This window comes from Marinobacterium sp. xm-d-530 (assembly GCF_013283365.1).
Taxonomy (GTDB): Bacteria; Pseudomonadota; Gammaproteobacteria; order Pseudomonadales; family Balneatricaceae; genus Marinobacterium_E.
This window is the reverse complement of record NZ_WBYM01000002.1, coordinates 132568-146679: the sequence shown is the minus strand read 5'-3', so window position 1 is coordinate 146679 and position 14112 is coordinate 132568. Positions and strand designations below refer to the sequence as shown.

The window sequence follows — 14112 nt, the reverse complement described above, 5'->3', positions numbered from 1 at the left end:
AGAATAACCCCAAGATTCGTAGGGAACAAGTTAGAGGTTAGTCTTACTCTATGGCTTTAATGTTAAGGGATTTTTAAATCGTGAAATTGTTGGAATTAATGACGACAGAGGGTTGCCATCTGTGTGATCAAGCACTCCCTCTGTTGGTCTCTGGTATTGATCCGTCAAAGTATGAAGTGGATCTGGTCGATATAGCCTTTGATGACGAGTTGATGAATCAATATGCCACCCGGATACCGGTCTTGGTCGATCCTCAATCTAAGCAGTCACTGGATTGGCCGTTTGATGCTGAGCAGTTGGCACAGTTTATCAGATCAGTTGAGGGCCAGTAGGGCCTGTTCGGTCGGTGTTAGCATCTGTCGTGTTTGGCCCTTACGCTGTGCGTAGATGACAGAGAAGCTGAGAACATTCTGCACATAGGTACGGGTCTCATCAAAGGGGATGAGCTCTATGAATATCTCCAACGGCAAATTCTCACGGCCCTTCAGCCAACGGCTGACACGGTGAGGCCCCGCATTATAGGCCGCCGTTGCATAGATTCGATTTTTATCAAATTGACGATACATCTGCGCTAGGTAAGCTGTACCTAGCTGTACATTGAAATCAGGATCGTAGAGGCGGTTACTACTTTTATACTTCACCTTGATTGCTTTGGCAGTTCGCTTAGCTGTTCTGGGCATCAGCTGCATGAGCCCTCTAGCACCAACACTGGATCGAGCCCAGGGGAATAGGGCGCTCTCCTGTCGAGCTAGGGCCTGTGCCCAGATAGGGTCTATATTTCGCTTATTGGCATGTTTGATAAAGAGACTCTCAAACCCCTCTGGGAAGCGAAGGTCCATATCATTCCAAAACTCATGGTAAGCGGCGGCTAGAATTCCCTGTTGGTACCAACCTAGCTCATTCATCAAGTGCGCGGCGTGTTGGATCTCATTCGAAGACATCGTCTCTATCCAACGATTAAACTCAGATCGTGAGACTGTATAGCGATCAAGCGCTGTCAGCTCTTTAATGCGCAGGTAGTGTTTGGAGTCTCTTAATTTAGCTAGCAGGGTTGGATCAAGCGTGATCGGTTCATGATTCAAATCAGCGGGTTGCCCAAGATGATCAGCTGCTAGAAATCCGTAAAAACTGCGCTTGGTACGCAGTGTATTTAATATTTCTGTGCGCAATGGATTATTGGGGAGTGCGGCTAGCCAATATTGCCAACGAGGGGAGTCTTGCAGCTCTTTAGGGAGCTTAGCAATCAGGGTGGCGACCTCTTGCCAGTCCTGTTCAAGCAGGGCTAAGCGTATGCGCCATTCAGTGAGTTCAGCACTGGCAAAGGTTGGATCAAGCTTGGCGAGTTTGATTCGATCATGTGCATCAAGCTCCTTAGCGACCCTTACACCAACACGCGTGAGCTCTTGTAAATTATCCGCCAGACTCAGATCAAATCCTTTGCCCAGTTTTAGCAACAGATTTAACGCTTCATATGGGTCGTGACGATACGCACGTTCAATCGCAATGCGTTGAATTTTGGCGAGCTGCTTAGCTGAGTAACCGCTGCCCATTCGAAGGACTTTAAAGGGTGATCGATAGACCGATCGAGCCGCATCAGCAATGCGACGATCAGACTCTGACTTAACAAAGCGCAGCGCATAACCCGACAGTCCCCATTTGTTGGCATCCAACGCATTGAGAACCCGTTTGAGTGCGACATCGCTGGTCAGATCACCATTGGCTCTAAACAGTCTGAATAGATCATCACAACTGTCTGGCTGAGAGCGGCCCACACTCCAGAGTGATGCCGCAAGTTTAGAGGCTTCAGTTGTGCGCTTTTGTCGATAGAGAGCTTCGGCATAGCGGCACTGCATCTCAGTATTAGGGGAGTCGATCTCAGTGTAGTGGCTGAGGAATGCCCCCCAATCTCTCTTTTCCCCTAGATGCTCTGTGTAGTTGAAACGCAATAGCCCCTCTAAGTGTGAATCAGGGTACCGGTTGGCAAACTGTTGAATATCCTCTGGCTTGAGTCGATTCAGTTCGGCACTGTACTGATTGAAGACTAGGTAGGGGTAGAGGGGGTAAGACTCGAGCTGTTTAGCGGCGGGGTCATCAAGATCTAAGCGACCCAGTTTGGCGAGTCTCTCGGCTTTTAGAAATGCGAGTTGCTCTGCACTCTCTTTACCTTTGGCCATTGATTCTATGCTGATGGCAAAAGTGCTAAAGAGAATGGGGGCTAAGTATTTGTTCAATTTATTCGTTGTTAACAAAGCTCGCACTCAAATAAGTCTCTGCACTAACTATGGTTTAAATCTGCAAAAATTTCACCCCTTGTCAGGTTAATTTTTAGCAACTGAGTTAAACTACGCGACCAGTTTTACAATTAAGCGACTCACATGGCATTTATTCGATTTGATCAGGTCTCTCTGGCCTTTGGTACCCGAGCAATTTTAGACAACGCAAACCTGCAAATTGAGGCGGGTGAGCGAGTAGCGCTGGTCGGTATTAACGGTACGGGTAAATCAACCCTACTAAAAATCGTTTCGGGTGAAATGGACGTTGATAGCGGTGTCATTTGGCGCAGCCCAACCGCTCGAATTGCTCAGTTACCACAGAGCCTACCCGCGGCCGATGAACGATCGGTTCGCAGTGTTGTAGAAGCAGGTTTGGCTGATCTGGTTGAGTTGCGAGATCGCTACGAGACATTACTGGCTAACAGTAATGCTTCGCTCGATGAGTTGGAGCGTCTTCAGCATGATCTGGAAGCCCGTGATGCTTGGTCACTTGAGACGCGTGTGGATCGTATTCTTAGTCAACTTCAGCTACCTGGCGAAAAGCTGATGTCTGAACTCTCAGGTGGCTGGCGCCGTCGAGCTGCCTTAGGGGCTGCACTGGTTCAAAGCCCTGATCTGTTGCTGCTGGATGAGCCAACCAACCACTTGGATATTGAGACCATCGAGTGGTTAGAAGAGGTATTAGCCGCTTACAAAGGCGGGCTTCTATTTATCTCGCACGACCGTGCTCTAGTCGAGCGTTTAGCAACCCGTATTATTGAGTTAGACCGAGGTCAGTTGGTCGACTTTCCAGGCAGTTATGCAACCTACCTTACGCAAAAAGAGAAATTGCTCGAGGAGGAGGCCAAGCAGGCCGCTCTGTTTGATAAAAAATTGGCGCAGGAAGAGGCGTGGATACGTCAAGGCATCAAAGCTCGTCGTACCCGTAACGAGGGACGTGTTCGTGCTCTGAAGCAGCTGCGTGTTGAGCGATCCGAACGCCGTGAACGTCAGGGTAAAGCCAAGTTCGATGTGGAAGAGGCGGTTCGCTCGGGTAAGTTGGTGGCCGAGCTACAAAATGTCTCACTGAGTTATGCGGGACAGCCAGTCGTTAAGGATCTGTCAGTGCGTATTCAGAGAGGCGATCGCATCGGTCTGATTGGTCCGAACGGTATTGGTAAGAGTTCGCTGCTTAAGTTGATTTTAGGGGAGCAGGCTCCGGATCAGGGGGATGTGCGCCTTGGTAGCCAACTGGTGGTGGGTTATTTCGATCAGCTGCGTGGCCAAGTGGACCCCGAGAAGAGCATCATCGATAACGTCTCAGGCGGTCGTGAAAGTATCGATATTAACGGTCGATCACGTCATATCATCAGTTATCTTCAAGATTTCCTGTTCACACCAGAGCGTGCGCGCACACCGGTTAAAGCCCTGTCCGGCGGCGAGACTAACCGCGTGATGTTGGCTAAGTTGTTCAGTCAGCCCTCGAACCTGTTGGTGCTCGATGAGCCGACCAATGACTTGGATGTCGAGACACTGGAGCTGCTCGAAGAGATTCTGCTCGACTATCAAGGGACGCTTTTGTTGGTGAGCCATGATCGTCAATTCCTCGATAACATCGTCACCAGCACGCTTGCGTTTGAGGGTGAGGGTGTCATTCGTGAATATGTGGGCGGTTACCACGACTGGTTACGTCAGCGACCTAAAAATGTAGTGACTCAGAGTGTTGTACCAAAATCTGAGCCAGCTAAACCGGCTAAAAAAGAGGCTGCAGAGGCTAAAAAGCCCGTTAAACTCTCCTATAAACTGCAGCGAGAGTTGGACATGCTTCCAGAACAGATGGAGCAGACTGAAGCGGCCGTTGAAGCGCAGCAGGCCGTTTGTGGTTCAGCGGACTTTTATCAGCGACCTCATGAAGAGGTCACCGCTGAACTTGAAAAGTTAAGCACTCTAGAAGCCCAGTTGGAGACGCAGATGGAGCGCTGGATGGAGTTAGAGGCGATGGCTGAGGGTTAATGCCCCAATCGTACGGCCAGAATATCGCACTCTGCGCCGTGCAGAACGCCATTGGAGGTGGACCCAAGTAACAGCGATAGACCATGGCGACCGTGAGAGCCAATCACGATGAGATCAGTTTTAAGATCTTTCGCGACGGCATGAATCTCTGAACCAGTGTTGCCCGTTGCGACAATCGCTTTATTAATAGGGTAGCCAAGGCTGGTGGCAAGGGCGCTCAGTTTAGACTCGGCGTGGTTCTCAATTTGAGTTTGGATGTCGGCAATGTCGACAGGGATCTCACCGCCATAGGCGTAGCTGACAATCTCGACCACATGAATCAGATTGAGCTCAGCTTGATTCTGTTCGGCTAGCAGTTTGGCTCTTTCAAGCACAACACCAGACTCTTCAGAAAGGTCGATGGCAACAAGAATACGATTGTAGTGACTCATGGTGATTCTCCCTGTTTAGTCCCTACTACTATTAATAGCAGACAAGAAGGTTTTTAACATATGAAGTGGGCAATTATTGTTCTGATCATGCTCTCTTTGATCGGTTCTATGATGTGGGTCATGCCAAGTCCTCGTCAGCGCTTCCAATCTAAGCTCAGACTAGAGGCACGCAAGCTCGGTTTTCAGGTGCAGCTATCGCGTCTAGAGATACCCAGAGCCAAGGGCGAGATGGAGTCAGAAATTATCAATATGGCGGCTTACCGTATGCTGCGTGGCAAATTGGATCGATCAGCAAAAGAGCAGTGGGTTGAGTGGATGGTGGCTCGAGTCGACGCCATGGCCGCTGATGGCCTTCCTGAGGGCTGGTCCTGGGCAAAGGGTGAAAGATCTTTGAGTCCTACTAAGCTGAAAGCGCTCAGTGATTGGCTTGATCAGTTGCCTGAAGAGGTCGTTGCGGTTGAATCAACCGCCATTCACCTGACGCTCTATTGGCGCGAACCCGATCGGGCTGGCGCACTGGATGAGCTAGGTGAAAAGGCCAATCAACTGTTAACGGAGATGATTTAATGAGCGGCGAGTTAACCCCAGGGATTTACAGACACTATAAAGGCAATGACTACGAAGTGATTGGAACCGCCAGACACTCAGAGACAGAAGAGTTGATGGTGGTCTATCGAACACTCTATGGCAACTTCGATCTCTGGGTGCGTCCCTATGAGATGTTTGTTGAAAAAGTGCGTTTAGAGTCTGGGGAAGAGGTTGATCGATTTTCACTGATCTAAACAGCTCTCTTAGCACTTATTATTAAGGCGTTTATTTGCATTTATTTTTTAGCGCTGTATTGTTGCGCCGATAAATTTTTTGCAATGCTCACTTGACGCTGAAGTCAGTTTCCACGTATTTGTAAAAATAGACAGAGTTTTGAATAGGTAGATAAAGATGGGTAAAACCCTGGTAATTGTGGAGTCACCAGCCAAGGCCAAGACGATCAATAAGTATCTTGGTAACCAGTACGTGGTTAAGTCCAGCGTTGGTCACATCCGTGATCTGCCGACCAGTGGTAGTGCCCAGAAGTCTGATCCTAAAGAGCGCGCTAAACAGGCTGCTTTGACACGCAAACTCTCGCCAGAGCAGAAGGTTGAGCATAAAAAGCGCAAACAGAAAGAGCAGCTTATTGCCCGTATGGGGATTGATCCCAACAAGGATTGGGCAGCTCATTATGAGATCCTTCCCGGTAAAGAGAAGGTCGTTGATGAACTGCGCAAACTGGCTAAGAGCGCTGATCAGATCTATCTCGCAACCGATTTGGACCGTGAAGGGGAGGCCATTGCATGGCACCTTCGCGAAGCGATTGGCGGTGACGATTCACGCTACCGTCGTGTTGTCTTTAACGAGATTACCAAGAAAGCGATCAATGAAGCGTTCGAAAAACCGAGCGATCTAGACCTAAATCGTGTTAATGCGCAGCAAGCGCGCCGTTTTCTTGACCGCGTTGTTGGTTATATGGTCTCTCCACTTCTTTGGGAGAAGGTCGCTCGTGGTCTGTCGGCGGGTCGTGTTCAATCCGTTGCAGTACGCCTGGTCGTTGAACGTGAACGTGAAATTCGTGCCTTTATTCCAGATGAGTATTGGGAGTTGCATGCGGATGCGCAGACCCAAGGTGATAAGGCGGTTCGTCTAGAGGTCGTTAAACAGGCCGGTGCGGCATTTAAACCGACCAATGAAGATCAGGCGATGGCTGCAGTCAAAGCGCTGCAAAGTGCCTCTTATGAGGTTGTTAATCGTGAAGATCGTCCAACCAGTAGCAAGCCCTCTGCGCCGTTTATCACCTCTACCTTGCAACAGGCCGCCAGCACCCGTCTAGGCTTCGGTGTTAAGAAGACCATGATGCTCGCTCAGCGTCTCTATGAAGCGGGTTACATTACCTACATGCGTACCGACTCGACCAACTTGAGTAACGAGGCGGTTGAAGCGGCACGAGAGTTTATTGGTTCTCAGTTTGGTGGTGAATACCTGCCACCTCAGCCGATTCGTTATAGCTCTAAAGAGGGCGCACAAGAGGCGCACGAGGCGATCCGTCCATCTGATGTCAATGTTACCTCTGACTCATTGAACGGTGTCGATGCCGACGCAGTTCGACTCTACGACCTGATTCGTAACCAATTCCTAGCCTGTCAAATGACACCCGCTCGTTACCTAAGTACCCGTGTCACAGTGAAAGCGGGTGCCTATGAGCTGACCACTAAAGGTCGTGTCTTGCAGTTCGACGGTTACACCCGTGTGATGAACTTCCGCGGTAAATCGGATGAAGATCAGATCCTACCTGACATGCAGGTGGGTGAATCACTAACACTTAAAGCCTTGGACCCTAGCCAGCACTTTACGAAACCGGCACCGCGCTACACAGAAGCGAGTTTGGTTAAAGAGCTTGAGAAGCGCGGTATTGGTCGTCCGTCCACCTACGCAGCGATTATCTCGACAATTCAAGATCGTGGTTACGTCGAAGTTCAAAACCGTCGCTTCTATGCACAAAAAATGGGCGATATCGTTACGGATCGTCTGGCTGAAAGTTTCCCAGACCTTATGGACTTCAGCTTTACCGCGCGTATGGAAGAGAAGCTGGATGATGTGGCAGATGGTGACATCAACTGGAAGGATCTTCTTAACAACTTCTACACACAGTTTGAAGGCGAACTGGAAGCGGCTCAATCAGCGGATGGTGGCATGCGTGCCAATGATCCAACCGAGACCGATATCAGCTGTCCAGCATGTCAGCGCCCAATGATGATTCGTACGGCAACGACGGGCGTCTTCTTGGGTTGCTCTGGTTATGCTTTGCCACCTAAAGAGCGTTGTAAAACGACCATCAACCTGATTCCTGGTGATGAGGTTGTCGCAGTGGATGCAGACGATGAGGCAGAGTCACGTCTGCTTCTAGAGAAGCACCGTTGTGGTAAATGTGGCTCCTCTATGGACTCCTACTTGATCGATGAGAAGCGCAAGTTACACATCTGTGGTAACAACCCAGATTGTGACGGCTTTGAGGTCGAAGAGGGTAACTACCGTATCAAGGGCTATGAAGGCCCTGTAGTCGAGTGTGATAAGTGTAGCGCTGAGATGCACCTTAAAACGGGCCGTTTCGGTAAGTTCTTTGGTTGTACCAACTCAGAGTGTAAAAACACACGTAAGCTGCTCAAGAATGGTGAAGTGGCTCCGCCTAAGATGGATCCAGTTCCGATGCCGGAGCTTAAGTGTCAGAAGGTTGACGATACCTACATCCTGCGTGATGGAGCCAGTGGTCTATTCCTGGCAGCAAGCCAATTCCCACGTAATCGTGAGACCCGTGCACCTCTGGTCAAAGAGTTGATTCCACATAAAAATGCGATTGACCCTAAATATCACTTCTTAATGGAAGGGCCTCAGCAAGATGAGCAGGGTAACCCCGCTCAAATACGTTACAGCCGCAAAACCAAAGAGCAGTACCTTATGACGGAAGTTGACGGTAAGGCGACTGGTTGGAGAGCTTACTTCACCAATGGTATGTGGCAAATTGAAGCAGCCAAAGCTAAGAAGCGTTAATGGCTGACCTATACTCCCAGCGTGTGAATCAAACACTCGCGTTTGCACAATATGCGCTGGTGGGTATCAACACTGAGTTGACCGGTGAATCGACCAATCGTATGAAGCTTCGTGGCCTGCAAGAGGCTGCGCTGTTTCATTTAGACAGCGCCTATAAAGCCTATCTTAATGAGTTGGCTGAACGTGAGCGTGTCCTGCTGACCCAGTCGACACCCTCTGAATTGAGCAAGGCTTTTAAGCAACAGGGAATCCATTCCAGTGAGTTGGATGAGATGGAGCTGCTCTGTCAGGATTCCGGTAGTTGGTTGTCTAAGTTGATCAGTGCCATCAAAGCTATTCATAAACCCCTACCTCCCTCGCAAGAGAGCGCTAGCCAATCTGACATAGCAATTATAGATTTAGCGAAAGAAGCGAGCCTTGAGGAGCAACTTGAGACTCAGTTGCAGGGTTGGTATGAGCAGTTACGAGCGATGATCCTGAGGCATCGCTCTAACGCGCAAGAGTGGTAAGCTCAGTTCATTCCTTTCGTTTCAACACCCTTCACAAAGAGATGATCATTTAGATAGTGTCTTGTAGCATCCCCTAGTGGGGCTGATTTTCGACTGCTCACATCCATCTGAACTATGGTCGTCTCAGCCGTCGCGACACAGACATCATCTTGGAATAGCACCTGGTAGAGTCCAAATGAGCTGGTACCCACGCGAGTTACACCGGTGCCAATATCCAGACGTCCTGGCCAAGTGATCTCACCTAGAAAGTTCAAATGCAGACTGGCAATGACAAATTCGCAATTGTCATTGGCCAGTGGGTCTTTTGGATCGTAGAGAAATTCGACACGGCCCGTCTCTAGGTAGGTACTGAATGCGGCATTATTCACGTGGCCCTGACGATCGGTATCGGCATAACGGATCTTATCGAATGTTTGGATAGGAAAGTCGGTTAACTGATACGGCTGCTGATTTGGCTTGTGCGATCCCACACTGTTCTCCTTGTAAGTGGTACTCCTCTATTGAGCCTATGATGGTTCTGGGTCTGATTCAAGCTAAATAAAAAAGCCGCTCAAAGAGCGGCTATGGGGGTCTTTGCTACAACGCAGCAAAGGGGGAGGCTAAATTTTTTTACGTACCAATAGACACTCAGTGTCGCTACAGATCTGAGTGCGTTTCAGTTGGCTGACTAACGCGTCATCGGCAGGGTCATTGTGCCAGCAGATCAGTGTGTGACAGGTTCCCGCTTGCAGTGCGCGCTGAGCCAGTTTGTCTAAACCATGGCGCTTATCACGACGAAGTATCCACACTTTCTTAAGGTCGACGCCTGCATCCGCTAGCACCTGCTTAGTTAATGATTTTGGCGGCTCTAACATAACTAGCCAGCTCTCTTTTTGACTTAATGCGGCAAGCATCGGCATAAGCATGGTGTTCAAATTTACCTGTGAGGTATGCTGAACCAGCTCAGTCAAAACCAGTGGTTTAAGACTCGCATCATTCTGTGCAAATTGATTGTAAGCAAGCATGGTCATTACCTTTAAAAGTCATTCTGTTGACGAATCACGCCAACACCCAAGCCTTCGATGGTTAACTGCTCTTCACGAAGATCAACTTTAATCGGGTCGAACTCTTCGTTTTCTGCTATCAAGTAGACCATGTGACCATCGCGGTGGAAGCGTTTTACCGTGACGTCTTCACCGACACGAGCAACGACTATCTGACCCTCACGTGCTTCACGTGTTTGGTGAACTGCTAAGAGATCACCATCCATAATGCCGATGTCTTTCATACTCATGCCGCGGACACGGAGTAGGTAGTCTGCTCTTGGGCGAAAGAAGTCTGAGCTGATGGTGCAGTAATCATCGATGTGTTGTTCAGCGAGGATGGGTTCACCTGCGGCAACCTGACCGATGATCGCTAGGCCCTCCTGCTCCTCCTCTTCACCGACGATACGGATACCGCGAGAGGTGCCAGGGATCATCTCAATGGCCCCTTTACGTGCTAAGGCCTTTAGGTGCTCCTCTGCTGCATTGGCAGATTTAAACCCTAGATCGCGAGCAATATCGACGCGTGTAGGTGGAAATCCTGTTTCATCAATATGGCGACGGATGCAATCAAGCACCTCTTCTTGACGATTTGTAAGCTTCATAAACGCCCCCTATGACAGTACTGATTGGAATTTAAATGACTGTCTGTTTATTCAGTATTTGTATTTTTATACAGTATTTTAAATGTCGTCAAGTTTTTTCTGTTTGTATATCCAGTATTTTTGTATGATGGCCAACTAATTCGGAGGCGATGTGCTTAACAAAGAGACCCAAACCACCATACAGACAGCTTATCGCGCATTTCTAAATGCTCGCGATTTAAAGGCTCGTTATGCACAAAAGCATATGATTGCAGCGGTCGCACGGCAGTTGGGTGGTATCTTGTCGGACGATGCGGGTCAGCGTCTGGGTGAAAATCATCTGGTCGCCGTAGAGGCTGGAACGGGCACCGGTAAAACCATTGCTTACCTGCTGGCCGCACTTCCAATAGCGCAGGCTAAAGGTAAAACGCTGATCATTTCGACCGCTACCGTTGCGCTTCAGGAGCAGCTTTTATTAAAAGATCTTCCTGAGTTGGCTGAGCACGCCGGTATTGAATTTAAGTACGAAATTGCTAAAGGGCGTCGGCGCTACCTCTGTGTTAGCCGATTAGAGTCTCTTCTTAGTAATCAGCAGGATCTTTCACAGTCAGCCCTGTTTGAAGATGAGTTGGCCCAAGTTTTGGGGCCTGAACAGATCAAAGAGTACAGCGGCCTGTTGGATGAGTTTGCCAGTGGTCGTTGGAAGGGTGATCGTGATGAGCTAGAGCGCAACCTGGATGATGAGACCTGGATGCCGCTTACCTCAGACCATATGCAGTGTACTAATCGTCGCTGTGCGCATTTCAACGCCTGTCCGTTTTATCGTGCTAGGGCCGATATTGAGACAACCGATCTCTTGGTGGTCAACCACGATCTTGTACTGGCTGACTTGGCGTTAGGCGGTGGTGCGATTCTTCCTGAACCGGCCGATTCAATCTACATATTTGATGAGGCGCATCATCTGGGTGATAAGGCGACTAACCACTTCGCGCTCTCTATGCGAGTTAAAGCGAGTGAAAAGGCCTTCAAAACCCTGGAGCGTCAGTTAAAAGGGCTGTTGGATGAAGCGGATTCTGCATTGGTTTTGCAAGATCCAATCAGTCGTATTCAATCCAGTCTCAATGTGGTTCAGGGGCATTTGCAGCGTCTGGACGATCTAGTCTCTGAACAGTTTTTGCCACTCCCGGTGGATGAGCGCAGGTTGCGCTACCCGCAAGGCAGGGTACCCGACAGTTTGGCTAGCCTGACACGTGAATTGGCTCAGTTTTTATCACAGGTTGATCCTCAGTTAGAGAAGATTATTAATGCCCTTAAAGGGGCGATGGAAGATGAAGAGTCTGCACTCGATAAGGGTGTAGGGGAGCGCTGGTTGCCACCGCTAAGTACCCAGTTTAGCCGTGTCCAGAAGATGATGTGGCTGTGTAGAAGTTTTTCGCAAGATATTGAAAATGAAGAGGATAAAGTTGCAAGGTGGTTGGTTCGTCATGAGTCTGAAGCGGGTCGCGATATTGAACTTCACAGCGCCCCTGTCTCCGCTCAAAACCATCTTCAAGATCTGCTCTGGGATCAGTGTTACGGTGCGGTTTTAACCTCAGCAACGCTAACGGCCCTTGGGCGGTTTGATTCCCTCTTTACTCAATTGGGTCTCCCTTTGGATACGCCAGCACTGCGAATGCCTAGTCCTTTTGACTACGCCAATAAGGCCGTTTTGCATGTCCCGAAAATGAAGTTCGATCCTTCAAAAGCGGATCTTCATACCGAAGAGGTTGCTGATTGGCTTAACCGAGAGTTACCCAATTTAACCTCTGTATTGGTTCTGTTTACCTCTTGGCGCCAAATGCGTCGAGTCGAAGAGTTAATGGATACCAAACTGCTGTCGCGTTTAACGGTTCAAGGTGAACTCAGTAAGCAAGCGATGCTGATAGAGCACAAAGCGAGAATCGACCGTGACGAACCCAGTGTTATTTTTGGTTTGGCGTCGTTTGCAGAGGGTGTAGATCTACCCGGTCACTACCTAAAAGATGTTATCATTACCAAGTTGCCTTTTAGTGTTCCAGATGATCCTGTGGATGCGACCTTGGCTGAGTGGATAGAAGCCCGCGGTGGTAACCCTTTCATGGAGATAAGTGTACCCGCAGCCTCTATCAAACTAACTCAAGCGGCAGGCAGATTACTGCGTACGGAGAATGATTCCGGTCGTGTTGTTTTACTTGATAGGCGTGTCGTGACACGTCGTTATGGACAGCAGTTGATCGATGCGCTTCCTCCTTTTGCGCGCCATTTTGAATGATCTATTGATTGAGAGATCCCGATTTTGACTACAGATACCAACCCTGAACAGCAACAAGGTAATCAAGATTCAAATGAAAAGCGGCGTCGCACCCAGCGTCGTCGTCCCCGCAAAAGCCGTGACGACAAACCTCGTCGCTCGCAAGAGTGGAGCCTTGATCAGTTTGTTGTAGAGCCTCAAGAGGGTAAGGATCGTTTCCACGATTTCTATCTGCCAGACTCATTGATGCGTGGTATTCATGAGCTTGGCTTTGAGTACGCAACACCGATTCAAGCGGCAACGATTAAGCCGGCACTTCAAGGCCGTGACATCATTGGTAAGGCTCAGACCGGTACCGGTAAAACTGCAGCTTTTCTAATCGGGATCATTACCGATCTTCTCGACTTCAAGTTGGATGTTGAACCGCGCAAGGGTGAACCCCGTGCATTGATCATTGCACCGACACGAGAGTTGGCTCTGCAGATTGCAGCCGATGCAGAAGGCCTATGTAAATACACTGGTTTAAGTATCGTCTCGCTGGTAGGTGGCATGGATTATGACGTGCAGCGTGCAGCACTCGCCAAAGCGCCTGTCGATATTTTGGTCGCGACACCGGGTCGCTTGATCGACTTCGTCAGAAATCAGGATATCGATCTCTACAACGTAGAGGTGTTGGTGCTGGATGAGGCTGATCGTATGTTGAGCATGGGCTTCATTCCCGATGTGCGTACCATCATTCGTTCAACACCGCGTAAGGGCGCTGAGCGTCAAACACTGCTCTACAGTGCGACCTTTACCGATGAGATTATGCGTTTAGCGGCGCAGTGGACGCGTGATCCGGTCACGATTGAGATCGAATCAGAGCATCAAACTACGGATAACGTTTCTCAAACGGTATTTCTTGTCTCAAGTGATGAGAAGTACAACTTGCTGCGTAACTACTTACGTATCAATGGCGTCGAGAAAGCGATCGTATTCTGTAACCGTCGTCATGAGACGCGTAAGTTGGCAGAGCGTCTAGAGAAAGACGGTGTCAAAGCGGCCATGATGTCGGGTGAGATCCCACAGAACAAACGCATCAAAACCCTAGAGGGTTTCCGCAGTGGCAAGATCGAAGTCCTAGTGGCTACCGACGTTGCTGGTCGCGGTATACACATTGATGGTGTGAGCCATGTTGTGAACTATCAGCTTCCTGAAGATGCGGATGACTATGTTCACCGTATTGGTCGAACCGGCCGTGCAGGCGCTACCGGTGAATCAATCTGTTTTGCCTGTGAAGACGATTCGTTCCTTATCCCAGACATTGAGTCGATGACCGGTGTTAAATTGAACTGTATCCACCCTGATGCTGAATTGCTGGTTGATCCAAACAGTGTTGTAGTGGAAGAGGCTGTTGAAACAGAGTCGACCGAATTGGAAGCGACAGAGACTGAAACTGAAACCGTTGTTGACG

At 49.2% G+C, this 14112-nt stretch carries 12 protein-coding genes and 1 pseudogene; 8 read left to right on the top strand and 5 right to left on the bottom strand.

What is annotated here, in order from left to right:
• Positions 1-80 precede the first annotated feature (80 nt).
• Positions 81-332: a glutaredoxin family protein gene (locus tag XMD530_RS04030; protein WP_371731430.1), complete on the top strand. Its 252-nt coding sequence runs from the start codon at positions 81-83 to the stop codon at positions 330-332.
• On the opposite strand, the gene XMD530_RS04025 is transcribed toward XMD530_RS04030, so the two are convergent.
• Positions 315-2174, bottom strand: coding sequence for a transglycosylase SLT domain-containing protein (locus XMD530_RS04025; RefSeq protein WP_173506780.1), 1860 nt, complete (start codon positions 2172-2174; stop codon positions 315-317). The genes XMD530_RS04030 and XMD530_RS04025 overlap by 18 nt on opposite strands.
• A gap of 201 nt (positions 2175-2375) precedes the next feature.
• On the opposite strand from XMD530_RS04025, the gene XMD530_RS04020 reads away from it, so the two are divergent.
• On the top strand, positions 2376-4265 hold the full coding sequence (locus XMD530_RS04020) for an ATP-binding cassette domain-containing protein (RefSeq protein ID WP_173484477.1): 1890 nt from the start codon (positions 2376-2378) through the stop codon (positions 4263-4265).
• On the opposite strand, the gene XMD530_RS04015 is transcribed toward XMD530_RS04020, so the two are convergent.
• On the bottom strand, positions 4262-4696 hold the full coding sequence (locus XMD530_RS04015; protein ID WP_173482405.1) for a universal stress protein: 435 nt from the start codon (positions 4694-4696) through the stop codon (positions 4262-4264). The genes XMD530_RS04020 and XMD530_RS04015 overlap by 4 nt on opposite strands.
• Positions 4697-4756: 60 nt before the next feature.
• Between XMD530_RS04015 and XMD530_RS04010 the strand changes: the two genes are divergently transcribed.
• The 4 genes from XMD530_RS04010 (at position 4757) to XMD530_RS03995 (ending at position 8784) form a co-directional block, all read left to right on the top strand.
• Entirely contained in the window at positions 4757-5263 is a 507-nt protein-coding gene (locus XMD530_RS04010; RefSeq protein WP_173506779.1) for a hypothetical protein, read from the top strand.
• Positions 5263-5478, top strand: coding sequence for a DUF1653 domain-containing protein (locus tag XMD530_RS04005; RefSeq protein WP_173480803.1), 216 nt, complete (start codon positions 5263-5265; stop codon positions 5476-5478). Before XMD530_RS04010 ends, XMD530_RS04005 begins: the two co-directional genes overlap by 1 nt.
• A 157-nt stretch (positions 5479-5635) precedes the next feature.
• Complete coding sequence (gene topA / locus XMD530_RS04000; protein WP_173506778.1) at positions 5636-8275, top strand: type I DNA topoisomerase; 2640 nt, start codon at positions 5636-5638, stop codon at positions 8273-8275.
• On the top strand, positions 8275-8784 hold the full coding sequence (locus XMD530_RS03995) for a DUF6586 family protein (RefSeq protein WP_173482407.1): 510 nt from the start codon (positions 8275-8277) through the stop codon (positions 8782-8784). The genes topA and XMD530_RS03995 overlap by 1 nt, the downstream gene beginning before the upstream one ends.
• A gap of 2 nt (positions 8785-8786) precedes the next feature.
• Here the strand turns inward: XMD530_RS03995 and XMD530_RS03990 are convergent, their stop codons facing one another.
• From XMD530_RS03990 to lexA, 3 genes are all read right to left on the bottom strand, one after another.
• Positions 8787-9254 (bottom strand): thioesterase family protein, encoded by a 468-nt coding sequence (locus XMD530_RS03990; protein ID WP_173495447.1) that lies wholly within the window; start codon positions 9252-9254, stop codon positions 8787-8789.
• Positions 9255-9383: 129 nt separating this feature from the next.
• Positions 9384-9788: a SulA-like leucine-rich domain-containing protein gene (locus tag XMD530_RS03985; RefSeq protein WP_173506777.1), complete on the bottom strand. Its 405-nt coding sequence runs from the start codon at positions 9786-9788 to the stop codon at positions 9384-9386.
• Between the two features lie 11 nt (positions 9789-9799).
• Positions 9800-10411, bottom strand: a complete 612-nt coding sequence (gene lexA / locus XMD530_RS03980) for a transcriptional repressor LexA (RefSeq protein WP_173480808.1) — start codon at positions 10409-10411, stop codon at positions 9800-9802.
• A 151-nt stretch (positions 10412-10562) separates the two neighbouring features.
• Here lexA and dinG point away from each other — a divergent pair, with 151 nt between their 5' ends.
• Positions 10563-12680, top strand: a complete 2118-nt coding sequence (gene dinG, locus XMD530_RS03975; RefSeq protein ID WP_173482410.1) for an ATP-dependent DNA helicase DinG — start codon at positions 10563-10565, stop codon at positions 12678-12680.
• Positions 12681-12704: 24 nt separating this feature from the next.
• Positions 12705-14018: pseudogene (locus XMD530_RS03970) on the top strand (DEAD/DEAH box helicase); the annotation flags it as partial.
• Positions 14019-14112 lie beyond the last annotated feature (94 nt).